The sequence below is a fragment of the Streptomyces sp. NPDC015661 genome, assembly GCF_043077765.1.
Lineage (GTDB): Bacteria > Actinomycetota > Actinomycetes > Streptomycetales > Streptomycetaceae > Streptomyces.
In genome coordinates this window covers 61,535-84,152 of sequence record NZ_JBIBST010000014.1, presented here as the reverse complement: position 1 = coordinate 84,152, position 22,618 = coordinate 61,535, and the positions used below count along the sequence as shown (strand labels likewise).

The following is a 22,618-nucleotide window of genomic DNA, read 5'->3' as shown; positions in this document are numbered from 1 at the left end:
CGTAGAGAAGTTCAGGGGGTGCGGGTTACTTCAGCGGTGCTGTGACGCGTACGCACCGCTAACGTACGCGAACATGGGACGCACGCGAACATGCCGCAGCGCCCGACGGCAGCACTGTGTGGATCACAGCACGCCAGCGGGCACCGCGGCATCGCTTCACTGCTTCACTTGGGAACGCGGCTCAGGACGCGAGGACCTCGTCGAGGAGGGCCTCGGCCTTGTCCTCGTTCGTGTTCTCCGCGAGGGCCAGCTCGCTCACCAGGATCTGACGAGCCTTGGCGAGCATGCGCTTCTCACCTGCGGAAAGTCCGCGCTCGCGCTCACGACGCCACAGGTCGCGCACTACTTCGGCGACCTTGATGACATCGCCGGAGGCGAGCTTCTCGAGATTTGCCTTGTAGCGACGGGACCAGTTCGTCGGCTCTTCGGCGTACGGTGCACGCAGCACCTCGAAGACCCGGTCCAGCCCGTCCTGACCGACCACGTCGCGAACACCGACGAACTCCGCATTGTCCGCCGGTACACGAACCGTCAGGTCGCCCTGCGCGACCTTGAGCACCAAGTAGGTCTTGTCCACGCCTTTGATCTGGCGAGTTTCGATGGCCTCGATCAGCGCGGCCCCGTGATGGGGATAGACCACGGTGTCGCCAACCTTGAACGTCATGTGACAGGTACCCCTTCCGTGGCTATCCAGGGTAACACGGATTCGGCTTCTTCTGAATGGCGTTTTCGCAGGTCAGGGCATATCTCGGGGCTTGACAACGGTGACACGAACGTGCTGCGGAGGGCTTCCGGAAGGCGGTATTCGCAGGTCGGAGCGGCTGCGTGGACGGAGAGAAACGCGCACGTTACACACACCTGGAGGCCCCCGAGGGAGGAGCGATGTCCGGTTTTGTCGGGTTCGGAGTGGGCTTCTTCGCCTACTCCGTTCGAGGATCGACCACCCGTACGGAGGCGTGCCGGAGTGATTCCTGAAATTGATCAGTGGACATCAAGCGACATCGGTACGGGATTTCCCCGAGGGCCGGCTCGGGGGAATGCGCGGCGGCCGTCGAATTGATCAAGGCGGTTATGTGAACGGCAGGTCAATGGGTCGTGATCCGGCCACGCGGGGTGACGCCCCAGGAGCGCACGGCGCGCGACGGGACGGGCGTCGTGGCCGGTCCCGGGGACGGCTGTGACCGGTTAGGGGCGGGTCGGGTGCGGGACGCGGAGTGAGGCTCGGTAACCTAAGCGCGCTGACACACCTTTAGCTGTCCCTTAGTTCCACGCCTGTCCGTACGTCCTAGGAGATGCCGCCGCCGTGAGCCGCAGCCTTCGACGCGGCGCCCTCGCCGCCACCGCCATCGTGTTCTCCGTCGCCGCGCTGTCCGCCTGTGGTGCGGGCAACGACGCGCAGACGCTGGAAGTGCGGCCGGACAACGCCGCCGTCACGGTCGACGACGTCAAGATCCAGAACGCGCTGGTCATCACCCAGCCGCTGCCCGGCACCAAGGGCCCGGCCGCCGTCTCCGCCACCGTCTTCAACAACGGCAGCCTGCCGCAGACGATCGACGCGATCCGCCTGCCCGGCACGGCCGCCGTCGTGAAGCTGAAGGCGGCCGAGGGCGCCGGCCCGATCGTCGTCCCGGCCCACGGCTCCGTCGTCATCGGCGGCGAGGGCAACGCCTCCGCGCTGATCGAGAACGGCTCCGAGGCCGCCCGTGACGGCGACGCGCAGAAGGTCGTCTTCAAGCTCAGCAAGACCGGCGACGTCGGCCTGAGCGCCTTCGTCGTCCCGTCGAAGAGCTACTTCAAGGAGTACGGCCCGACCGTGGTCCCGGGCCTCCCGGCGGAGGCCGCCAGCGCCTCGCCGACCGCCTCCACGTCGCCCTCGGGCGAGGCCTCGCACGGCGCCGAGACCCCGGCCTCGGGCGAGCCGACGACGGCCGGCCACTGACGCCAGGCAGTCCTACGTGAAAGGGCGCCCCCTGAGGGGGCGCCCTTTCACGTAGTTCACAGCTGCTGCCGACCGTTACGGCTCTTCACAGCTCTCTACAGCTTTACGGCTCTTTACGGCTCTTTACGGCTCGAACTTGTAGCCCAGGCCGCGGACCGTCACCAGGTACCGGGGCGCACCCGGGTCCGGCTCGATCTTGGCGCGGAGGCGCTTGACGTGGACGTCGAGGGTCTTGGTGTCGCCGACGTAGTCCGCGCCCCAGACCCGGTCGATGAGCTGCATACGGGTCAGCACGCGGCCCGCGTTGCGCAGCAGCATCTCCAGGAGGTCGAACTCCTTCAGCGGCAGGTCGACCTTGCCGCCGGAGACCGTCACCACGTGGCGGTCGACGTCCATGCGGACCGGGCCGGCCTCCAGGGCCGCCGGGGTGACCTCCTCCGGCTCGCCGCGGCGGCGCAGCACCGCGCGGATGCGGGCGACCAGCTCCCGCGAGGAGAAGGGCTTGGTCACGTAGTCGTCGGCTCCTATCTCCAGGCCGACGACCTTGTCGATCTCGCTGTCCTTGGCGGTCACCATGATCACCGGGACGTTCGAGCGGCCGCGCAGCTGGCGGCACACCTCGGTACCGGGCAGACCCGGAAGCATCAGGTCGAGGAGGACGAGGTCGGCTCCGTTGCGCTCGAACTCGTCGAGGCCGTCGGGCCCGGTCGCCGCGACGGCGACCTCGAAGCCCTCCTTGCGGAGCATGTACGACAGGGCGTCGCTGAAGGATTCCTCATCCTCGACGACGAGCACTCGGGTCACGGAAGGACCTCCGGGGCGGGAAGCGGTTCGGTCATGAGATCTGGGGTGGAGGACGAGGCGGGCCGGCGGTCCCGTGCGGCGCCCGCCTCGGGCAGCCGCAGGGTGAAGGTGGAGCCCTGACCCTCGGTGCTCCAGACGGTGACCTCCCCGCCGTGCGAGGCGGCCACGTGCTTGACGATGGCCAGGCCGAGCCCCGTACCGCCGGTGGCACGGGAGCGGGCCGGGTCGACGCGGTAGAAGCGCTCGAAGACGCGCTCCTTGTCCTTGTCGGGAATGCCGATGCCCTGGTCGGTCACGGCTATCTCGATCACGTCGCCGGCGGGCGCGGCGACACGGCGGGCGGCGATGCCCACCCGCGTACGGGCCGGTGAGTAGTTGACGGCGTTCTCGACGAGGTTGCCGAGGGCCGCGGCGAGCTGACCCCGGCTGCCCCACACGTACAGATCGGCGGCGCCCCCGGAGACCATGGTGATCTGCTTGGTGGAGGCCGGCTGCCGTGAGCGGTCGATCGCCTCGGCGACGAGCTCGTCCACGGACACCGGCTCGGAGTCCTCCAGCGGGTCGTCGTTCTGCACGCGGGAGAGGTCGATCAGCTCCTGTACGAGGTTGGTGAGGCGGGTCGCCTCGATCTGCATCCGGCCGGCGAAGCGGGTGACCGCCTCGGGGTCGTCCGAGGCGTCCATGACCGCCTCGGAGAGCAGGGAGAGCGCGCCGACGGGAGTCTTGAGCTCATGGCTCACGTTGGCGACGAAGTCGCGCCGTACCGCTTCGATACGACGGGCCTCGGTGAGGTCCTCGACCAGGAGCAGCACCAGCCGCGAGCCCAGCGGGGCGACCCGGGCGGAGACGGCGAGGGCCTCGCCGCGTCCGGTGCCGCGCCGGGCCAGGTCCAGCTCGACCTGCCGTATCTCCCCGTCGCGGCGGGTGTCACGGGCCATGTTGAGCATGGGTTCGATGGCCAGCTTGCCGCCCCGGACCAGGCCGAGCGCGTACGCCGCCGAGCTGGCCTTCACCACGGAGTCGCTCTCGTCGAGAACGACCGCGGAGGAGCGCAGCACGGAAAGCACGGTGTCGACGCCGGGCGGGAGCACGGCGTCGGTGTGCAGCGAGGTACGGGTCGGGCGCGCCTGGTCGCGTTCGCTCCAGCGGAACGCCAGCATGGCGATCACGCCGGTGCACACTCCGGCGATCGCTGCCAATGCGGCGACCGCCGCGTTCACGTCCATGCCCCCAAGGTTATGCGGGTGCGCGGACACTCTCCCAGCCGTCCGAGTGGCTGCTCGAACAGTCGTCGCCCAGAGTTCACCATGGAGATGCGGGTGGTTCATTTGCCCCGGCGACCGGAGTGGCGTGTGTCGCCCAGAGTTCACCTGGGGGAAAGTGCCGGTTCACATCAGGGGGTGAATCCGGACGCGTAGGGGGCCGAACGTGGGAACGTGGGGGTCCGAGCCCCACCCGGACCCCGGAGCTTTGCGTAGAGAGGGACATCCATGCGGGACGCGTACCACGAGGAACTGGACTCGATCGGCGAAGGCCTGGTCGAGATGGCCCGGCTCGTCGGGTCGGCGATCGGGCGCGCCACGACGGCGATGCTCGACGCGGATCTCAAGCTCGCGGAGAGCGTGATCGCGGCGGACCAGAAGGTCGACGACCTCCAGCACGACCTGGAGGCGCGGGCGATAGCGCTGCTCGCACGGCAGCAGCCGGTGGCGACGGATCTGCGGATCGTGGTGACCTCGCTGCGGATGAGCGCCGACCTGGAGCGCTCCGGCGACCTGGCGCAGCACGTGGCGAAGCTGGCGCGGCTGCGGTTCCCGGACACCGCGGTGCCGCGTGACCTGCACGCGACCATCCTGGAGATGGGTCAGCTGGCGCAGCGCCTGATGGCGAAGGCGGCGGAGGTCATCATCACGAAGGACGTCGACCTGGCGCTCCAGCTGGAGCAGGACGACGACGAGATGGACCTGCTGCACCGGGCGCTCTTCCAGCACCTGATGGACGACCGCTGGAAGCACGGCATCGAGACGGCCGTGGACGTGACGCTGCTCGGCCGGTACTACGAGCGGTTCGCGGACCACGCGGTGTCGGTGGCGAAGCGTGTCGTGTACCTGGTGACGGGTGAGCACGCGGACGAGCTGCAGGCGGCGGACGCGCCGGTGGAGGGCGCGTAGGCGCGCGCACTCCGGTGCGCCGTTGATGCGCCGGTCCGAGTGGGCATGCAATGGGGGGAGGCGATGCACGCCTCGAAAGGGAGGGACCCCATGGCCGAATCCCCCATGACGACGGACTCCACGCCGGAGGCGCCGCGTGAGGCGGTGTTCCTGCCCGTACTCGGCGCCTGCGGCTGCGGCTCGGGCTGCGGCTGCGGCTGCCAGTCGGGCTCCCCGTGCCAGTGCGGTGGCTGCTCGGGCTGATCGGTGAGGGGGTGGGGTGCGAACACCCCACCCCCTCTCCTCTCTGTACCGAGCGCGCTATATGTCGAGCACGCCGACGGTCTGGCCGCCGCTGGCCTCACCGGTCGTACGGAATCCCAGCCGCTCGTAGAAGGCGCCGGGCCCGTCCGGGCCGGGCTCCCAGGTGACGTACAGCCGCGATGCGCCGCGACGGCGCAGCTCCTCGCGCAGGGCGTCGACGGCGAAGCGTCCGTACCCCTTGCCCTGTGCGTCGGCGGAGATGTTGAGCCGCCAGAGCCCACTGCGCCGGTCGTCCGGATCCTTCTCCTCGTTCCACGCGATGTCGAGGAAGGCCATCAGGAAGCCGACGAGCTCGTCGCCGTCGAAGATCAGGCGCGGCCAGGCGTTCTCCCCGAAGGCGTACGCCTCCGCGAGGGACTTCACGACGGGGGCGACGTTGCGCTCCTGGTGCGGGTGGACGCGCAGGGCGAGTGCCGCGTCGACGGTGGCGGGGGTGATCTGCTCCAGACGGAGTGACGTGCTCATGTTCTGGACAGTAACGATTGGGCGGGATCTCCGCCCGCGTTTATCGGGCCGCCCCAGAATGACGCCCATGACGCCCATGACGCGCACGCACCGGCCGCGCCGCACGCTCACGACCGCCGCCGTCCTCGCCGCGTTGCTGCCCACGCTGGCCGGCTGCACCGTCCCGGTCGCGGGCCTCACGGGTGTGACCGTGACCGCCGAGGGGGAGCCGCTGGGCGTGATCCTGGTGTGCCACGACCAGGTCGACGCGGCGGTGCTGTACCCGGACGAGCCGGTCACCGACCCGGGCGCGGAGGCCACGGCGGACGCGGGGGAACCGGAGTACACGGACGGCTGGACCTCGGCCGTACCCGTCACCGGATACGCGACCTGGCCCCTGACCACCCCGCCCGGCTTCGAGACCGCCACCAACTTCTGGACCCCGGACGCGCCCCCGCACGCCCTGAAGCCGGGTCGGCTCTACACCCTCTACGGCACGACCCAGGACAGCTCGTGGGCGACGGGCCATCACTCCTTCACGCCGGCGGACCTGAAGAAGCTGACGCCGGACCAGGTCTCGTACTCGGTCGGCGACACGGTCCGGACGACGACGGTGGCGGACTTCCGCGCGCACGCGTGCGAGGGGTTCTGAGCGGAAGCCCGCCGGGCCCGCTACGGCCGGAAGAAGATCACCGAACGCAGCTTCAGCCGCTCGGTGGCCGGCCGGCCGTGGGGCCGGAGGGTCCAGGAGTCACCGGAGCAGTCGGTCTCGGTGAAGACCATCGCGTAGTCGTCCGTGTCGTTGTGCGGCGCGAAGGCGGGCTCGGAGGCGTCCGGGTCGGCGGCCTCGGGGATCGTGATGCACTCGCCGCTCGCCGGGTCGTGCAGCGTGGCCCGCTGGGTGTCGCCGCTGATGCCGACGAAGGAGTAGCCGAAGTCGCCGGTGGCGGCGTGGGCGGGGGAGGCCAGGGCGGCGGTGAGGGCGAGGGCGCCGCAGACGGAGGCGACGGAGTGGCGGAGACGCACGGGGTTCTCGTTTCGGTGAGGACGACCAAGGTCACCCCACCCCTAGCCGCGTGCGCCACCCGGTAAGCGGCGCACCGCAGGCGGAAGGATTCGCCCTCACCCGACCGGCCGACAGGGGCCTATGGGGTGAAGACCTCCTCGAGGCGGTGGATCGCGCCGTCGTCCCCGGTCTCGTACCGGAAGACGAGCCCCGAGTCGGGGTGGGCGTTCACCCAGTCGATCAGCTCCTGCACGCCGATGCGCTGGTTCTCGGTGCTGGTGACGACGGGGTTGGTGGCGGTGACGTACGCGGCCTGGTCGAGGGCCATGCGGCTCTCCTCGCCGGTGACGACGAACGGCCCTCCGTCGGAGTCGGGCGATCCGCAGCCCCAGGCCCCGTGCTGGACGACGAGGTTCACCTTCCCGGTGCTGGGGTCGAGCTCCTCGATCCGGTAGAGCGCGAACTCGTCGGGGTCGACGTCGTCGGGCCCGGGAGCCGAGTCGACACAGCCGGCGGGGGCGGGCGCGGCGGTGGGCTTCGGCTTGGGCGCGGAGGTCTTCGGGGCGGAGGTCTTCGGGGCGGAGGGCTTCTTCACGGCGGGCACGGCGCTCGGAACACCGGCCGACCCGGCGCCGTCCCCGGGAGCGGCGGGAGCGGCACTGCTCGCCGCAGGAGCACTCGGCGTACTCGGCGTACTCGGCGCGGCGGGCGCGGCAGCGGAACCGTTGCCCTGGCATCCGGTGAGCACGGCGGTCAGCGCGACGGCGGCGAAGGCGAGAGCGGCGGGTCTGAGACGGTCGGCATTCATCGGGAAGTCCCCCTCTTCACGGGCGACCACCGCGGCCGCGCCCTTGCCCCGGAACGTAGCAACGCCCCCACCACCGCGAAAGCGCCGCCCCTGCCCTGTCACACACCTGGAACCCCCACAGGACACCACCCGAACAAGACGAATCCACCAACTCCCCGGAAAACCGACGGAACACAAGCACGAAGAAGCCCCCTCCCGGCGGGGAAACCGCAGGTCGGGGGCTCTTTCGGGGGTAAGGGCTACTTCTTGCCCTGGTTCTTGACGGCCTCGATGGCGGCCGCCGCGGCCTCCGGGTCGAGGTAGGTGCCGCCCGGGTTGAGGGGCTTGAAGTTCTCGTCCAGCTCGTAGGAGAGCGGGATGCCCGTCGGGATGTTCAGGCCCGCGATGTCGGCGTCCGAGATGCCGTCCAGGTGCTTCACCAGGGCGCGGAGGCTGTTGCCGTGGGCGGCGATCAGGACCGTGCGGCCGGCGAGGAGGTCCGGGACGATGTTGTCGTACCAGTACGGGAGCATCCGCTCGACGACGTCCTTGAGGCACTCGGTCTGCGGGCGCAGCTCCGGCGGGATCGTCTGGTAGCGGGCGTCGTGGGCCTGCGAGTACTCGCTGTCGTCCGAGAGCGCCGGCGGCGGGGTGTCGTACGAGCGGCGCCACAGCATGAACTGCTCCTCGCCGAACTCGGCGAGGGTCTGCGCCTTGTCCTTGCCCTGGAGGGCGCCGTAGTGGCGCTCGTTCAGGCGCCACGAGCGGCTGACCGGGATCCAGTGGCGGTCGGCGGCCTCGAGGGCGAGCTGCGCGGTGCGGATGGCGCGCTTCTGGAGCGAGGTGTGGAGCACGTCGGGCAGCAGGCCGGCGTCCTTGATCAGCTCGCCGCCGCGCGTCGCCTCCTTCTCGCCCTTGGCGGTGAGGTTCACGTCCACCCATCCGGTGAACAGATTCTTCTCGTTCCACTCGCTCTCGCCGTGGCGGAGGAGGATCAGCTTGTACGGTGCGTCGGCCATGCGTACGAGCCTAATCGACCGCTGACGATTGACGCGCGTCGTCAATTCGCTGGCGTCCGACGTATGAGATGCGTAAGTTACGAGACCCGGAAGCAGGGCTTACGCACCACAGGGGGCCGCCACACATGTCCATCGATTCGCTCAGACGATCAGCCCGCGAGACGGTCTCCGGCCTCCCCCAAGGCTTCTGGTGGTTGTGGCTGTCGACCCTGGTCAACCGGACCGGCGCCTTCGTCCTGACCTTCCTGTCCCTCTACCTGACCGTCGAGCTCGGGCACTCCGCCTGGTTCGCCGGACTCGTCGTCGCCCTCCACGGGCTCGGCGGTGTCGCCGGTTCCCCGCTCGGCGGTCTGCTGACCGACCGCTGGGGCCGCCGCCCCACCATGGTCACCATGCACCTCGCGGCCGCCGCCTGCGCCCTGCTGCTCGCCTTCGTCACCAGCGCCTGGGGCATCGCCCTCGTCGTGCTCCTCATGGGCGTCGCCATGCAGGCCGTCCGCCCCTCCATCAACGCGACCATCGCCGACATGGTCCCCGCCCACGACGTGCGCCGGGCGTACGCCCTCAACTACTGGGCCCTCAACCTCGGCTTCGCCATCGCCTCCATCGGCGGCGGCGCCGCCGCCTTCCTCGGCTACCGCACCCTCTTCGTCGTCGACGCCGTCGCCACCACCCTCTGCGCCGTCATCGTCTTCCTCCGGCTCCCCGAGACCCGGCCCGAGGCCCGTGTCGGGACGGAGGGCACGCCGGTCGCCGAGGAGAAGGTCAGCATGCTCACCGTGCTGCGCGACGCGCCCTTCCGCACCCTCGTCCTGCTCAACCTCCTCGTCTGCCTCGTCTTCACCGCCCCCTGGATCGGCCTGCCGCTCACCATGGCGCACCAGGGGCTCTCCCCCTCCTCGTACGGCGTCGTCATCGCCGTCAACGGCATCGTGATCGTCGGCTTCCAGCTGCTCGTCAACAAGCTGACCGACAAGCGCTCCCCCGTCCTGCTGCTCACCCTCTCCGCCCTCCTCTTCGCCCTCGGCACCGGCGCCACCGCCCTCGCCGGCTCCCCCGTCGCCTTCGCCGCGACCGTGGTCGTCTGGACGGTCGGCGAGATGATCCACGTCCCGACGAACGCCGCCGCCACCGCCCGCCTCGCCCCCGAGCACGCCCGGGGCCGCTACCAGGGCGTGATGGGCATGTCCTGGGCCGTCGCCGGCTTCGTCGCCCCGATCGGCGCCGGTGCGATCGTCGACGGGCCCGGGCCGGACGTGCTGTGGGCCGCGACGACGGCGATCGGTGCGATCGCCGCGGTCGGGTACTTCGTCCGACTCCGGAAGGCCCTCGCCGAGGACCCCGAGGAGTTCGGGAAGTCCGAGACGTTCGAGAAGTCCGACGACTCCCAGGAGTTCGAGGGGTCCGGCCAGGTCGGCGGAGGCACCCCCGTCGCCCCCGCCGAGCCCGTCGCCTCCTCTTCCTCCTCCGTCAGCGGCTGACCCGCTCCGGGTCGTCGTACGCCGCCCACCGCACCGGCGCGAAACCCGTCCCGTCCCTGCGCACTTCCGCCGCCCCCGCCCCGGCGAAGTGCGCGGGGACGACCAGTTCCCGCTCGTCCGCCGCCCGTTCGAGGATCCGCCGGCGGCTGGCCGCCGCACCCGCCGGGTCCACGCAGAAGCAACTGGAGCAGCCGGGGGCGGCGAACTGCACCGGGCTGTGCAGGAGGTCGCCGACGAAGACCGCGCGGTCGGTGCCCGAGGCGAGCCGCAGCACGGCGGAGCCGGGCGTGTGGCCGGGCGCGGACTCCAGGACGAGGTTCTCGTCGATGCGGTGCGACCCGTCCCAGAGCCGGACCAGACCCGCGCGGTGCACGGGCGCCACGCTGTCCTCGTACACCAGCCGGTCCTCCTCCTGGAGCCCGCCGCCGTACGCGTTCCCCGGGCCGAAGTGGACGTCGTCGGCGGCCGGGACGAGGTACTCGGCGTTCGGGAAGGCCGGCATCCACTCCCCTCCCGCGTCATACGTGTTCCAGCCGACGTGGTCGGCGTGCAGATGGGTGTTGACGACGACGTCGACGTCCTCCGGGCGGATCCCGGCCCGCTCCAGGCGGCCGAGGAAACCGTCCTGCCGGTGGTGGAAGTGCGGCGAGTGCGGGCGCTCGCGCCCGTCGCCCACCCCCGTGTCGACCAGGACCGTCCGGCCCCCGCTGCGCAGCACCCAGCTCTGCAGCGCCATGACCGTGCTGTCGGCTTCCGGCGTCCAGTGGTCGGGCGCCAGCCACTCCTCGTTGTCCTTCCACAGCTCGGCCCCGGCGTCCGGGACGAGGACTCCGGGCGGGCCGAACGGGCCCCGCCACTCGACGATCCGGACGATCTCGACGTCCCCCAGGACGATGCTCTGTGCGCTCTCGTTCGTCATGCCGTCGACGGTACGGAGGGGACGGTGAGCCTCTCAATGCGCGATCAGCTCATTCGGATACGCGGAAGGCTCATGCGCCGGGAGTACGCTGCCGCCCCATGGACGTGGTGAGCGACGCGATCTCGACCGTACGTGCCGGGCGGCCCTCCTCCGACCGGGTCAGGGTCGGCGGCCGCTGGTGCGCGCGGCTCGATCCGTACGACGGGGCTGGCTTCCACGTCGTCCTGCGGGGCAGCTGCTGGCTGCTGCCCGACGGCGGCGAGCCGGTCGCCCTCGGCGCCGGGGACGCGGTGCTGCTCCCGCACGGCACCGGGCACGTCATCGCCGACGCGCCCGCCGACGCGGAGCGGGTGGCGCGGGCGGTGCCCTTCGACCGGTGGGCCGACGGGAGCCTGCCGCGCCCGCCCCGTACCGAATCCGGCGAGCGCGAGGTCGAGATGGTCTGCGGCAAGTACCGGCTCGACCGCAGCCACGTCCACCCGCTCCTCGCCGAACTCCCGCCGCTCGTCCACCTGCCGGACCGGGCCGGCGGGCGGCCCGAGCTCCGCGCGGCGATCACCCTGCTCGGCGGCGAGCTGGACGAGCGGCACCCCGGCGCCTGTGCGGCCCTGCCCAGCCTGCTCGACCTGCTGCTCGTGTACATGATCCGGTCCTGGCTGGCCGAGAGCACCGCCGGAGTCTGGCCGGCGGTCCTCGGGGACCCGGTGACCGCCGCCGCGCTGCGCGCGCTGCACTCCGACCCGGCCGCGCCGTGGACCGTCGACCGGCTCGCGGCCGAGGCGGGCGTCTCCCGGCCCACCCTCGCCCGCCGCTTCACCGCTCTCGTGGGCCGGCCCCCGATGGCGTACCTCACCTGGTGGCGGCTGACCCTCGCCGCCACCCTGCTCCGGGACACCGGCGACCCGCTGGCCGCCGTCGCCCGCCACGTCGGCTACGCAACGCCGTACGCCCTGTCCCATGCCTTCCGCCGCGAGTTCGGCACGACACCGGGGCGCTACCGGAACGCCGCCGTCACTCCGGGCTGAGCGCCCGCTGGGCCTCGTACAGGTTCCCGGGGCGGACGGCGTCCGGGGTGCCGTAGGCCTCTACGCGCGCGTGGAGGTCGCCCGTGAAGTCCGGGACGTCGGTCTGGTCGAATTCACGGACTTCGCTGATGCCGACCGTGGCGCTGTACGGGGCGATGGTGTCGATCTTCACCAGGCCGGCCCGGCCGTTGGTGACCGTCACGTTCCAGTGGGTGAACCGGGCCCCGTAGAGCGGTCCGGCGGAGGCGTCACCGCCGTGGCGGCCGTTGTTCTCGACGGTGATCCCGGTGCGGACGTTGGCGAAGGGCATCCCCCGGTGGGTGTCGAAGGTGCCCATCTCCATGACCCCGCGCGACCAGACGTTGTGGCTGGACAGGCCTTCGACGTTGATGCCGTGGAGCTGGGTGCCGGCCGGGGCGGGGACGGTACGGGCGGCGATGTGGAAGTCCTCGACGAGGTTGTCGTGTGCGCCCTCCCGGCAGAAGTACGGGTGGTGGGAGCCGCGCCCCTCCACGCGCGTGCGGCGCAGGGTGCAGGCGGAGGCGGCGACGAGCCCGAAGCCGTTGTCGACGTGGCGGACGACCACGTCCTCCGCCCAGCAGTCGTACGCGCACTGGAAAGTGACGCCGTTGTAGCCCTCGTCGAGCAGGTGCGGGGACTGCGCGAGCGGCGGCGCCTCCAGGGTCAGACCGGCCACCCCCGCGTCGGTCAGCGGCTCGGCCCCCGAGATCAGCCGGGGGTCCCACTCGGGGCGGAGGTCCAGGGGCAGGGGGCGTTCGAGGGTGACCTCGCGGCCCCGCACGCCTGTGATCCGTACGGGCCACTCGTAGGGGACGTAGCTCGTCAGCTTCGTCCTGTCGTCCCAGCTGTACGCCTCCGGGCCCGGCCCGCCGCCCGCGATGTGCTCCAGGAGGGTGTGGCCGGAGTCGTCGGCGAGGCGGAGGACGACCAGCTGTCCGCGCCCGAGCCCGGAGGGGTCTTCGGCGGTGACGCTCCGGTCGCCCCGGCGGGCCGGGCGGAGGGCGGTGAGCGTGGTCCACTCGTCGCGGCGGTTCCCGGTCCAGCCCTCGAAGGGCCAGGCCCGGTCGCGTATCGCGGCGGTGAGGGAGGCGTGCCGGGCGTGCGGGGAGAGCCAAATGAGGCCGCCGGCCCAGGACCAGGAGGACTTGTCGCCGCCGTAGCGTGAGCCGTACGGGCCGATCAGCTCGGTCAGGTTCCGGGTGGCGAGCAGGGTCGTACGGCCGGAGCCCGCGCCGCGGAGGACCACACCGCTGTGGCCGATCCGGAGGTAGTCGTCGATCCGGTACGTCCCCGGCGGCAGCAGGACCGTTCCGCCGCCGCGCTCCCCGGCCTCCGCGAGGGCCCGGTTGATCGCGGGGGCGGAGTCCTTGGACGCGTCCGGGGTCGCCCCGTGGGTGACGGCGTTCGCCACGACCGGGGGGCGGGGCGCGCGGCGGGCGCCCGCGTGGGCGCCGGCCCGGCCCACGTAGGGGATCTGGGGGTGGGTGTAGGGGGCTGCCTCGAACTCCTCCCAGAGGGAGGCGGTGGGTCGGACGGTGAATCCGGTGGTGGCGGCGGCCACCGCCACGGCGGCGCTGCCGACGAACTGCCTTCTGCTGAGTGCCATACCCCTGAGACCTTTCATATGCATGAACGGTGTTCAGATCTCTGTCGGGCGCGAGCATGGCACTCCCCGGCCCGTACGGGAAGGGGGTGAGGAGGGGTCAGTTCCCGGGCTTCTGCGTCAGGTTCTTGAACGCGTCCAGGTTGCGGGTCGACTCGCCGCGCGAGACCCGCCACTCGTACTCCCGCCGGATCGCCGACGCGAAGCCCAGCTCCAGGAGGGTGTTGAAGTCGCCGTCCGCCGCCTCCAGGACCGAGCCGAGCAGCCGGTCCAGCTCCTCCGGGGTGACGGCGGCCAGGGGAAGCTTGCCGGCGAGATAGACGTCGCCGAGGGCGTCGACCGCGTAACTCACCCCGTACAGCTTGAGGTTGCGCTCCAGGAGCCAGCGGTGGACCCCCGCCTCGTTCTCGTCCGGGTGCCGGATGACGAAGGCGTTGAGGGAGACGGAGTGGCGGCCCACCCGCAGCGACAGGGTGGTGAACAGCTTCCGCGTGCCCGGGAGCTTCACGACGTACGAACCGGGCTCCGGGGACTCCCAGTCCAGCTCCGCGTCCTTGAACGTGTCCTCGACGATCCGCCGGACGACCTCGGTCTCAGCCATGGTGCGAGCGTACGCGACGGCGGTTCTCCCGCAGCCGGTGGTCGTGCATGGCGGCCGTGTACACGTCCGCCGTGCCCGAGGCGGCCGTGTCCCAGCCGAAGGAACCCGCGTGCAGCGCCGCCGCCTCGCCCATCCGTGCCGACAGCGACGGGTCCGCCACGAAACGGCCGAGCGCCCTGGCGTAGTCCGCCGGGTCGTGCCCCTGCACGAGGAAACCGGTCACCTCGTCCCGTACGGCCACCGGCAGACCGCCGACCGCCGCCGCGACGACCGGCGTGCCCGCCGCCTGCGCCTCGATCGCGACCAGGCCGAAGGACTCGCTGTACGAGGGCATGACGAGCACGCTGGCCGCGCGGAACCAGTCCGCGAGACGGTCCTGCCCCACCGGCGGATGGAAGCGCACGACGTCCGAGATCCCGAGCCGGGCCGCCAGCTTCTGCAGCTGCTCCGGCTTGGCGAGGCCGCTGCCGCTCGGGCCGCCGACCACCGGGACGACCATCCGGCCGCGGAGCGAGGGATCCTGCTCCAGGAGCCGCGCGGCGGCGCTGAGCAGGATGTCCGGGGCCTTCAGCGGCTGTATCCGGCCGGCGAAGACCGGTATGAACGCGTCCTGCGGCAGCCCGAGCCGGGCACGCGCGGCCGCGCGGCCGTCGGCCGGGCGGAAGTGGTCGAGGTTGACGCCCGGGTGCACCACCGCGACCTTGCCCGGGTCCGCCTCGTAGAAGCGGGCCAGCTCGTCGGCCTCCTCGGCCGTGTTCGCGATCAGCCGGTCGGCGGCCGCGACGATCTGCGTCTCGCCGATCACCCGGGCCGCGGGCTCGGGCGTGTCGCCCTCGGCGAGCGCCGCGTTCTTGACCTTCGCCATGGTGTGCATGGCGTGCACGAGCGGGACGCCCCAGCGCTCGGCGGCCAGCCAGCCGACGTGGCCGGAGAGCCAGTAGTGGGAGTGGACGAGGTCGTAGTGGCCGGGGCGGTGACCCGCCCACGCCTGCATCACGCCGTGCGTGAAGGCGCAGAGCTGCGCCGGCAGCTCCTCCTTCGCCAGACCCTCGTACGGGCCCGCGTCCACATGGCGTACGAGCACCCCCGGGGTGAGCTCCACGACCGGGGGGAGACCACCGGTCGTGGCCCGGGTGAAGATCTCCACCTCGATGTCGATGGCGGCGAGTCGCTTCGCCAGCTCGACGATGTAGACGTTCATACCGCCCGCGTCGCCCGTGCCGGGCTGGTGCAGCGGCGAGGTGTGGACGCTGAGCATGGCCACCCGCCGGGGGGTGCGGTGCCGGCCGGGGAGCCGGAGCCTGGCCGGCGCCGGGTGCCGGTGCCGGGTACCGGCGAACCGGGACACGTACTGGCTCACGTCGGCGGTCCTTCCGCTCGGGGGTGGCTGAGCTGGGCGGCTGAGCCCGTCGGGCATGACTGCTGGAGGGCGCGGACGTCCTCACGGCCTCACAACACCGGAATCACCCCTTTCATTTCCGGTGGGGCCGCTGCTTTGCCAATTCGTTGCCGGGGGCTCGCTCGGTTCGGTGCGGGAGGCTCCGTTCGGTGCGGGGGGCTCAGTCCGTCCGCTGCCCGGGCGGGCCCGACTTGCGCACCCCTGCCGCCCGGGCGGGCCCACCTCTCGCACCCCTGCCGCCCAGGCGGGCCCACCTCTCGCACCCCTGCCGCCCGGGCGGGCCCACCTCTCGCACCCCTGCCGCCCGGGCGGGCCCGCCTCGCCCGCCCCTGCCGCCCAGGCAGGTCCGCCTTGCGCACCCCTTACGCTCATGACATGGCCCCGCGCACCACCCGCCCCGTCGGCACCCCGACCCGCGGGACCACCAACCCGAACCGGCTGCGCCGCATGGACCGCTGGATCGCCGCCGTCCACGGCCCCGCCCTGCGCCGCTCCCCCGAGCCGCCGCTCGCCGTCGACCTCGGGTACGGGGCCGCCCCCTGGACCGCCGTGGAGCTCCTGGCCCGGCTCCGCACCGCCGATCCCCGCACCCTCCTGTACGGGATCGAGATCGAGCCCGCCCGCGTCGAGGCCGCGAAGCCCTACGAGCGGGACGGCCTCGCCTTCCTGCACGGCGGCTTCGAGGTGCCGGTCCCCGGCCGGGTCGCCCTGATCCGGGCCGCGAACGTGCTGCGCCAGTACGACGAGGACCAGGTCGCCGCCGTCTGGGCGCGGCTCCGCGGGCGGCTCGCGCCCGGCGGGCTGCTCGTGGAGGGCACCTGCGACGAGATCGGGCGCCGGCACGTGTGGGTGGCGCTCGACGCGGACGGGCCGCGCACGGTGACCTTCGCGACCCGGCTCGGCTCGCTCGACCGGCCCTCGGACCTCGCGGAACGGCTGCCGAAGGCGCTGATCCACCGGAACGTGCCGGGCGAGCCGGTGCACGCCTTCCTGCGGGACTTCGACCGGGCCTGGGCGGCGGCCGCCCCGTACGCCTCCCTGGGCGCCCGGCAGCGGTGGATCCGCTCCGTCCGCGACCTGGCGGCGGACTGGCCGCTGACGGACGGTCCGCGCCGGTGGCGCCAGGGCGAGGTGACGGTGCGGTGGGAGGCGCTGGCGCCGAGGAACTGACGGGGTGTCGGGGGCCACTCGGGTGATCGGGCGCCCCTGGGGGTCTTCCCCTGCTTCCCCCAACTCCCCATGAATTTCCCGTGCCCAGGGAACGCCACACGCACCTCACTCGTCCCCCGTGGGGGAAGCAGGCCCGACAGGCCCCGGTTTCCCCTGTTGCTTTGCGGTTTCGCATGGCACTATCGCCAAGGTCACCACCAAGTTACTGACGGTAAATCAGATATGGGTCACTCGAGGGGGAGCTCGTGAACCGACGCCGCCACGCCACTGCCGCGATCACCGTGATCTGCGCCCTGACCGTGCTGGCCTCTCCCGCACTGACCCTCCAGGCCTCCGCCGCGCCGCTCCCCCCTCCGCCGCCGAAGAAGAGCCTGGAGGAGGTGCGCAAGGAGATCGACGAGCTGTACCGAAAGGCCGCCGTCGCCACCGACGCGTACAACCTCGCCGAGGAGAAGACCAAGGAGCAGTCCGCCGAGATCGTCCGGCTCGCCCGGATGATCGTGGACGGCCGCGAGAAGATCGAGGACCTCAAGTCCAAGGCCGGCGCCCAGGCCCGCGCCCAGTACCGCAACGGCGGACTCCCGGACGGAGCGCAGCTCGTCCTCACGAACGACCCGCAGCTCTTCCTCGACGCCGCCGGACGGCTCAAGTCCGGGGCCAAGGCCACCACCGACCTGCTGGGCGAGATGACCCGCACCCAGGCCGAGTTGGACACGTATGCGAAGGACGCCAGCACCAACTGGACCAAGCTGGAAGCCATCCGCGTCAAGCAGGCCAAGGCGAAGAAGGAGATCAACGACAAGATCGACGCCGCGAAGAAGCTGGAGTCCGAGCTCGCCGCCGAGGAGCGCGAGCGGCTGCGGATCCTGGAGGAGCAGGCCCAGCTCCGGGCCCAGACGACCTGGCTCGACACCGGCGTCCTCGACGGCCCGGCGGCGGGCGCGACCGCGCAGGGCAAGAGGGCGGTCGACTTCGCGACGGCGCAGATCGGCAAGCCGTACGTCTGGGGCGCGGAGGGACCGGGCTCGTACGACTGCTCCGGTCTCACCCAGCGCGCCTGGGGCGCGGCGGGCCGGGGGATCCCGCGCACCTCGCAGGAGCAGTGGCGACTGCTTCCGCACGTGGACATCAAGGACATGCGGCCCGGCGACCTGATCGTCTACTTCAAGGACGCGAGCCACATCGGGATGTACGTCGGGAAGGGCATGATCGTGCACGCGCCGCGCCCGGGACGGAACGTGACCCTCGCGGGCGCGGGCTCGATGGAGATCCTCGGAGTGGTCCGCCCTTCGTGACACGAGGGGGCGTCCTTCGCCCTTCGTGACACGAGGGGGGCGTTCTTCGCCCTTCGTGACACGAGGGGGTGTCGTCCGCTCTTCGCGAGACGAGGCGCGGGTCCGCCCTTCGTGACACAAGGGGCGTGGGTCGCTCTTCCCGACACAAGGGGCGCGGCCCGCCCTTCGTGACACGAGCCACTTTCCCGGCTCCGGGGGCGGCTCCGGGCGCGTGACGTTTCTCATGGGATCCGGACCCCCGTGCGGACCGTCCGGGGGCAAGTACCTCCCCTTCCGCGGCATATGCCAAGGACGGCGCGCGCTCTCACAGGCTGATCACCATTCCGCTGCACACCGCCCTACCGCTATGGTCCGGGACGGGCGGGACGCCACCCGGCGCCCTGCGCACCCTCGGGGGGAGGGAAGGAAACCCGGACCGATGCCCGTATCCGTACCGCGCCAGAGAAACGTCTCTGCCGCTGCGGGGCCCGGCGAAACCACCCCAATGGACGCCACTCCCATGACAGGCACAGTCACAGGAACCGACCGCACCGATCTCACTCTCCTGGTCGTCGAGGACGACCCGGCGGGTGCCCTCGCCGTACCCGAACTGCTCGACGCGGCGGACGCCGCCGGCACCCGGGTCCGCATCCGCACCGCCCGGAACCTCACCGAGGCCGAGCGGCTCCTCACCGACGACGTCCACTGCGTCCTCGTCGACCTCTCCCTGCCCGGCCCCCGCGCCGCCGCCGGCGACGACCCGCTCGCCCCGCTGCGGCACATCCTGCGCCTCGCCCCGCGCCACGCCGTCCTCGCGCTCGCGGGCTCCGCCGACGCCGAGCTGGCGGCCGAGGCCGTACGCGTCGGGGCCCAGGACCACCTCTTCCGCGAGGAGCTCGACGGGCGGCTGCTCAGCCGGGCCATCCGGTACGCCGTCGAGCGCAAGCGGGCCGACGCCGTGCAGGTGAAGCTGGCCGAGTCCCGCCTCCGCGCCCAGGAGAACGCCCGCCTGGAACGCGGACTGCTCCCCACCCCTCTCCTGGAGGGTTCCGACCTGCGGTTCGCCGCCCACTACCGGCCCGGCCGGTCCCGCGCCCTGCTCGGCGGCGACTTCTACGACGTCGTCCGCACCCCCGACGGCACCGTCCACGCCATGATCGGCGACGTCTGCGGCCACGGCCCCGACGAGGCCGCGCTCGGCGTCGAGCTGCGGATCGCCTGGCGGGCCCTGACCTTCGCGGGCCTCTGCGGGGACGAACTGCTCTCGACGATGCAGCAGGTCCTGGAGCACGAGCGGGAGAGCGAGGAGATCTTCGCGACCCTCTGCACCGTCGACATCGCGCCCGACGGGCGCCGGGCCGGCCTCTGCCTCGCCGGGCATCCCTCGCCGCTGATCGCCCGGCAGGGGCGGACGGCACGCCTCCTCCCGTACGAGGACGGCGGCCCTGCCCTCGGACTGCTTCCGCGCGCCCGCTGGCCGCGCCGGCAGGTCGAGCTGGGCGGGGCGTGGAGCCTGCTCATGTACACGGACGGGCTCATCGAGGGCCGCTCGGCGGGCCCCGACTCGCCACGGCTCGGCCAGGACGGGATGGTCGAGATGATCAACCGCCAGCTGGCCTCCGGCCTGCGGGGCGAGGGGCTACTGGAGGCGGCCGTGACGGAGGTCCGGTCCCTGAACGGCGGCGAGCTGACGGACGACGTCGCGGTCCTGGCCCTGGAAAGGGACAGGACCCGGGGGCAGTCCTCCCGGGTCCTGTGACCGATGTCCGGCGCGGCTACCGGCCGCCGTTGTAGGGACCGTACGGTCCGTCGCTGCTGGAGCCGCCGCCTCGGCGGCCGCCCCGGCCTCCGCCGGAGACCTGCGCGAGCGCGGGGCGCACGTCCACCATGAAGACGATGGCGGCGATCAGCCCGGCGATCTGCAGGAACAGCATCGGCAGCAGCAGGTTCAGGGCGAGGTTGATGCCCAGGATGATCAGCCAGAACTTCTTCGTCTGCTTGTCGGCGGCCCGGTAGGCGTCCTCGCGCGCCATGGCGGCGAAGACGAGCGCGGCGACGGCGAAGCCGGTGAAGACCAGGAAGATCACCAGGGAGAGAAGGGAGTCGAATCCCGCGCGCAACATGCTGAGCACCGCCTATGGGGATGGAGAAAGAGCGCCTCGCGGTCAAGGTACCCGGTACAACGCACCGGGTACCCGAATTGGTGCCCGGCCCTACTCCTTCTCGGCGGCGACCGTCTTCTTGGCGGGGGCCTTGCGGGCGGTGGTCTTCCGCGCGGGCGCCTTCTTGGCCTCGGGCCCGGTCTCGGCCTCGGCGGCCGGGGTCTCCGCCTTCGCGTCCTCGTCCGCCTTCGCCTCCGGCTCCGGCTCGACGACGACGGCGATCTCGGTGATCTCCTCGGCGACCTCGCCACGCCAGGCGCGGACGGCCTCCTCGCCGTGGGCGGCGACCTCCTCGTACTTCTCGCGCGCCTTGACCGCGTACTCGGCGGCGACGCCGACCCCGCGCAGGGCCAGGTCCTGGGCGGTCTCGCCGAGCTTCTTGAGGTCGGTGTCGAGGGCGCCGACGACCTCGGCGAACTTCGACTGCACGGTGGCCTGGGCCTCCTTGGCCTGCGTGGACACCTTCTCCTGCACGACCTTCGGGTCGGTCTTCCGCACGGCGTCGATGCGCGCGGGCGCCTCGGCGGCGAGCTGCTCGATCAGGCCGGGAACCTTCTTGGCCTGCTGGACGGCGAGGTCGGCGGTGCCGGCGGCGAAGTAGAGAGGGGTACGCAGTTCGTCGATGATGGCCATGCTGGTGTTCCTCCCGGACGTGACGCGATGTGACTACTGGCTACGGGCTACGGGCTACTGGCTACTGGCTACTGGCTCGAAGCCTGATCGGCATCGGGCGCGGCGGCCGCGGCTGCGGCTGCGGCGGCCTCGGCGGCGTTCTCCTTGCGGAAGGAGTCGTAGATCTGGAGCAGCACCTGCTTCTGCCGCTCGTTGATCGAAGGATCGGCCAGGATGACGGCGCGCGTCTCCAGCTCCTCCCGCTCCTTCTCGTCGAGGATCCCGGCCCGTACGTAGAGCGTCTCGGCGGAGATCCGCAGCGCCTTCGCGACCTGCTGCAGGACCTCGGCGCTGGGCTTGCGCAGCCCGCGCTCGATCTGGCTGAGGTACGGGTTCGACACCCCGGCGGCGTCGGCGAGCTGCCGCAGGGAGAGCTGCGCGGTCCGCCGCTGTTCGCGGAGGTACTCACCGAGATTGCCGACGTTGAGCGATGCCATGCCCCGACCATGCCAGCCTTTGCTAACTATTGCAAGCAGCTGCTTGCAAGAGTCACATCCGGGCGGGGCGGGCGGGTCACAGGAAAAGGCAAGTGCGCCTTGACAATCTCGAACTGTCAAGGCGCACTTGCCTCATGGCCCTTCCAGACCTGGACGACCTCATCGCGGAAGTCGACCGGAGGTGCGACACGGCGCACCGGCCCGGCGGACAGGAACAGCCCGACTGGCTCGCCCTGCTGACCGTCGCCGCCCAGCTCGCGGGACAGATGCAGGCACTCGCGGACGATCTGGTCGAGGACTACGTGGAGCACTGCAGGATGCACGGCTCCTCGTGGACCGACATCGGCACCGCCCTGGGCGTCACCCGGCAGGCGGTCCAGCAGCGATTCCACGCGCCGCACAAGCGCTACAGCCCCGAGACGATGACCGACGGCCTCCGCCAGGCGATGGTCCACGTCAAGCGAGCGGCGGTGCACCATCGCAACAACTACATCGGCACCGAGCACCTGCTCTGGGGACTGACCGCGGAGGACAACAGCGCCACCCGGCTCCTGCGGGCCGCCGGGCTCTCCCCGGAGACGGTCCACCGGTCCGTCGGCACCAGGCTGAGCATGGGCGCCTCCCAGGCGGCCGAGCGCATCGCCTGGACGCCCTACTCCCGCAAGGCCATCGCCCTCGCCGAGGCGCGGTCCGAGCAGCACGGCTCCGACCGCATCGACTGCGACGACCTGCTGATCGGCCTCGCCCGGGTCGGCCGGGGAGTCGCCGCCGACGTCCTGACCGAGACCGGCTTCGACCCGGCCGCCCCCGACGCCGCCGCCACCGACGCCACCGCCACCGCCACCGCCACCGCCACCGACGCCTGAGCCCCTCGTGACGCCGATGCCCTGACTGCGCCCGAGGCAGGACTCCATACTGGGGAGGTGGACCTCGAGGACCTGAAACGACTGCGCCGCGCGCGGGACACCATGGACCGCGACTACGCCTCGCCGCTCGACGTACCGGCCCTGGCGAGGGTCGCGCTGATGTCGACGGGGCACTTCGCCCGCAGCTTCCGCAGCGCGTTCGGCGAGACGCCGTACAGCTATCTGATGACCCGCCGCGTCGAGCGGGCGAAGGCGCTGCTGCGGCGGGGGGACCTGAGCGTGACGGAGGTCTGCTTCGAGGTGGGCTGTACGTCGCTCGGCTCGTTCAGCTCGCGGTTCACGGAGCTGGTCGGCGAGACGCCGAGCGCGTACCGGGCGCGCAGCCACGAGGAGGGCGCGGAGATGCCGGCCTGCGTCGCGAAGGTGCTGACGCGGCCGGTGAAGAACGGCGGGCCCGCCGGCCCGGCCGAAGCGATCAGGATCGGAGAAGCGGGATCGACCGCCTCCCCGTAGCG

The 22,618-nt window shown here is 71.8% G+C and carries 25 protein-coding genes; 11 read left to right on the top strand and 14 right to left on the bottom strand.

What is annotated here, in order from left to right; genetic code table 11:
* Positions 1 to 181: 181 nt before the first annotated feature.
* Positions 182 to 664 (bottom strand): CarD family transcriptional regulator, encoded by a 483-nt coding sequence (locus ACF07V_RS32095; RefSeq protein ID WP_003953493.1) that lies wholly within the window; start codon positions 662 to 664, stop codon positions 182 to 184.
* 639 nt (positions 665 to 1,303) lie between these two features.
* On the opposite strand from ACF07V_RS32095, the gene ACF07V_RS32090 reads away from it, so the two are divergent.
* Positions 1,304 to 1,939 carry a DUF461 domain-containing protein gene (locus ACF07V_RS32090; protein WP_392159205.1) on the top strand — a complete coding sequence of 212 codons (636 nt, stop codon included), beginning with the start codon at positions 1,304 to 1,306 and terminating at the stop codon, positions 1,937 to 1,939.
* Positions 1,940 to 2,062: 123 nt separating this feature from the next.
* Here the strand turns inward: ACF07V_RS32090 and ACF07V_RS32085 are convergent, their stop codons facing one another.
* Positions 2,063 to 2,743, bottom strand: a complete 681-nt coding sequence (locus ACF07V_RS32085) for a response regulator transcription factor (RefSeq protein ID WP_017242433.1) — start codon at positions 2,741 to 2,743, stop codon at positions 2,063 to 2,065.
* Positions 2,740 to 3,969 carry a sensor histidine kinase gene (locus tag ACF07V_RS32080; protein ID WP_392159204.1) on the bottom strand — a complete coding sequence of 410 codons (1,230 nt, stop codon included), beginning with the start codon at positions 3,967 to 3,969 and terminating at the stop codon, positions 2,740 to 2,742. The genes ACF07V_RS32085 and ACF07V_RS32080 overlap by 4 nt, the downstream gene beginning before the upstream one ends.
* Before the next feature lie 264 nt (positions 3,970 to 4,233).
* Between ACF07V_RS32080 and phoU the strand changes: the two genes are divergently transcribed.
* Together phoU and ACF07V_RS32070 are read left to right on the top strand one after the other, a co-directional pair.
* Complete coding sequence (phoU, locus tag ACF07V_RS32075) at positions 4,234 to 4,914, top strand: phosphate signaling complex protein PhoU (RefSeq protein ID WP_093874867.1); 681 nt, start codon at positions 4,234 to 4,236, stop codon at positions 4,912 to 4,914.
* A 90-nt stretch (positions 4,915 to 5,004) separates the two neighbouring features.
* Entirely contained in the window at positions 5,005 to 5,157 is a 153-nt protein-coding gene (locus ACF07V_RS32070; protein WP_352028959.1) for a hypothetical protein, read from the top strand.
* 57 nt (positions 5,158 to 5,214) lie between these two features.
* Here ACF07V_RS32070 and ACF07V_RS32065 read toward each other — a convergent pair whose 3' ends face one another.
* Positions 5,215 to 5,682, bottom strand: coding sequence for a GNAT family N-acetyltransferase (locus ACF07V_RS32065; protein WP_392159203.1), 468 nt, complete (start codon positions 5,680 to 5,682; stop codon positions 5,215 to 5,217).
* A 67-nt stretch (positions 5,683 to 5,749) separates the two neighbouring features.
* On the opposite strand from ACF07V_RS32065, the gene ACF07V_RS32060 reads away from it, so the two are divergent.
* Entirely contained in the window at positions 5,750 to 6,313 is a 564-nt protein-coding gene (locus ACF07V_RS32060; RefSeq protein ID WP_392159202.1) for a hypothetical protein, read from the top strand.
* A 20-nt stretch (positions 6,314 to 6,333) separates the two neighbouring features.
* On the opposite strand, the gene ACF07V_RS32055 is transcribed toward ACF07V_RS32060, so the two are convergent.
* From ACF07V_RS32055 to ACF07V_RS32045, 3 genes are all read right to left on the bottom strand, one after another.
* Positions 6,334 to 6,687, bottom strand: coding sequence for a hypothetical protein (locus tag ACF07V_RS32055; protein ID WP_392159201.1), 354 nt, complete (start codon positions 6,685 to 6,687; stop codon positions 6,334 to 6,336).
* A gap of 119 nt (positions 6,688 to 6,806) precedes the next feature.
* The gene (locus ACF07V_RS32050; protein ID WP_392159200.1) at positions 6,807 to 7,475 is read right to left on the bottom strand and encodes a hypothetical protein; all 669 of its coding nucleotides are present in this window, start codon (positions 7,473 to 7,475) and stop codon (positions 6,807 to 6,809) included.
* Positions 7,476 to 7,714: 239 nt separating this feature from the next.
* Entirely contained in the window at positions 7,715 to 8,473 is a 759-nt protein-coding gene (locus ACF07V_RS32045) for a phosphoglyceromutase (protein ID WP_392159199.1), read from the bottom strand.
* Between the two features lie 125 nt (positions 8,474 to 8,598).
* On the opposite strand from ACF07V_RS32045, the gene ACF07V_RS32040 reads away from it, so the two are divergent.
* A complete protein-coding gene (locus ACF07V_RS32040) occupies positions 8,599 to 9,954 on the top strand; it encodes an MDR family MFS transporter (protein ID WP_392159198.1) in 1,356 nt (451 codons plus the stop codon).
* Here the strand turns inward: ACF07V_RS32040 and ACF07V_RS32035 are convergent.
* A complete protein-coding gene (locus tag ACF07V_RS32035) occupies positions 9,944 to 10,873 on the bottom strand; it encodes an MBL fold metallo-hydrolase (protein WP_392159197.1) in 930 nt (309 codons plus the stop codon). The two genes, ACF07V_RS32040 and ACF07V_RS32035, sit on opposite strands and share 11 nt — an antisense overlap.
* 98 nt (positions 10,874 to 10,971) lie before the next feature.
* Here ACF07V_RS32035 and ACF07V_RS32030 point away from each other — a divergent pair, with 98 nt between their 5' ends.
* A complete protein-coding gene (locus ACF07V_RS32030; RefSeq protein ID WP_392159196.1) occupies positions 10,972 to 11,898 on the top strand; it encodes an AraC family transcriptional regulator in 927 nt (308 codons plus the stop codon).
* Here ACF07V_RS32030 and ACF07V_RS32025 read toward each other — a convergent pair.
* The 3 genes from ACF07V_RS32025 to mshA form a co-directional block, all read right to left on the bottom strand.
* Positions 11,885 to 13,525: a glycosyl hydrolase family 28-related protein gene (locus tag ACF07V_RS32025; RefSeq protein WP_392159195.1), complete on the bottom strand. Its 1,641-nt coding sequence runs from the start codon at positions 13,523 to 13,525 to the stop codon at positions 11,885 to 11,887. The genes ACF07V_RS32030 and ACF07V_RS32025 overlap by 14 nt on opposite strands.
* Before the next feature lie 97 nt (positions 13,526 to 13,622).
* Positions 13,623 to 14,123, bottom strand: coding sequence for a YbjN domain-containing protein (locus ACF07V_RS32020; protein ID WP_392159194.1), 501 nt, complete (start codon positions 14,121 to 14,123; stop codon positions 13,623 to 13,625).
* The gene (gene mshA / locus ACF07V_RS32015; protein WP_392159193.1) at positions 14,116 to 15,483 is read right to left on the bottom strand and encodes a D-inositol-3-phosphate glycosyltransferase; all 1,368 of its coding nucleotides are present in this window, start codon (positions 15,481 to 15,483) and stop codon (positions 14,116 to 14,118) included. Before mshA ends, ACF07V_RS32020 begins: the two co-directional genes overlap by 8 nt.
* A 414-nt stretch (positions 15,484 to 15,897) precedes the next feature.
* Here mshA and ACF07V_RS32010 point away from each other — a divergent pair, with 414 nt between their 5' ends.
* From ACF07V_RS32010 to ACF07V_RS32000, 3 genes are all read left to right on the top strand, one after another.
* Positions 15,898 to 16,692, top strand: a complete 795-nt coding sequence (locus ACF07V_RS32010) for a class I SAM-dependent methyltransferase (protein WP_392159192.1) — start codon at positions 15,898 to 15,900, stop codon at positions 16,690 to 16,692.
* A 245-nt stretch (positions 16,693 to 16,937) separates the two neighbouring features.
* Positions 16,938 to 17,987, top strand: coding sequence for an NlpC/P60 family protein (locus tag ACF07V_RS32005; protein ID WP_392159191.1), 1,050 nt, complete (start codon positions 16,938 to 16,940; stop codon positions 17,985 to 17,987).
* Positions 17,988 to 18,471: 484 nt separating this feature from the next.
* Complete coding sequence (locus ACF07V_RS32000; protein ID WP_392159190.1) at positions 18,472 to 19,725, top strand: PP2C family protein-serine/threonine phosphatase; 1,254 nt, start codon at positions 18,472 to 18,474, stop codon at positions 19,723 to 19,725.
* A 16-nt stretch (positions 19,726 to 19,741) separates the two neighbouring features.
* On the opposite strand, the gene ACF07V_RS31995 is transcribed toward ACF07V_RS32000, so the two are convergent.
* The 3 genes from ACF07V_RS31995 to ACF07V_RS31985 form a co-directional block, all read right to left on the bottom strand.
* Positions 19,742 to 20,089 carry a DUF2516 family protein gene (locus ACF07V_RS31995; RefSeq protein WP_351180359.1) on the bottom strand — a complete coding sequence of 116 codons (348 nt, stop codon included), beginning with the start codon at positions 20,087 to 20,089 and terminating at the stop codon, positions 19,742 to 19,744.
* 90 nt (positions 20,090 to 20,179) lie between these two features.
* Entirely contained in the window at positions 20,180 to 20,761 is a 582-nt protein-coding gene (locus tag ACF07V_RS31990; protein WP_392159189.1) for a hypothetical protein, read from the bottom strand.
* A 68-nt stretch (positions 20,762 to 20,829) separates the two neighbouring features.
* Positions 20,830 to 21,237: a helix-turn-helix domain-containing protein gene (locus tag ACF07V_RS31985; protein ID WP_392159188.1), complete on the bottom strand. Its 408-nt coding sequence runs from the start codon at positions 21,235 to 21,237 to the stop codon at positions 20,830 to 20,832.
* Between the two features lie 134 nt (positions 21,238 to 21,371).
* On the opposite strand from ACF07V_RS31985, the gene ACF07V_RS31980 reads away from it, so the two are divergent.
* Both ACF07V_RS31980 and ACF07V_RS31975 read left to right on the top strand, forming a co-directional pair.
* Positions 21,372 to 22,103, top strand: coding sequence for a Clp protease N-terminal domain-containing protein (locus ACF07V_RS31980; RefSeq protein ID WP_392159187.1), 732 nt, complete (start codon positions 21,372 to 21,374; stop codon positions 22,101 to 22,103).
* A 57-nt stretch (positions 22,104 to 22,160) separates the two neighbouring features.
* Positions 22,161 to 22,616: a helix-turn-helix transcriptional regulator gene (locus tag ACF07V_RS31975; protein ID WP_392159186.1), complete on the top strand. Its 456-nt coding sequence runs from the start codon at positions 22,161 to 22,163 to the stop codon at positions 22,614 to 22,616.
* Positions 22,617 to 22,618 lie beyond the last annotated feature (2 nt).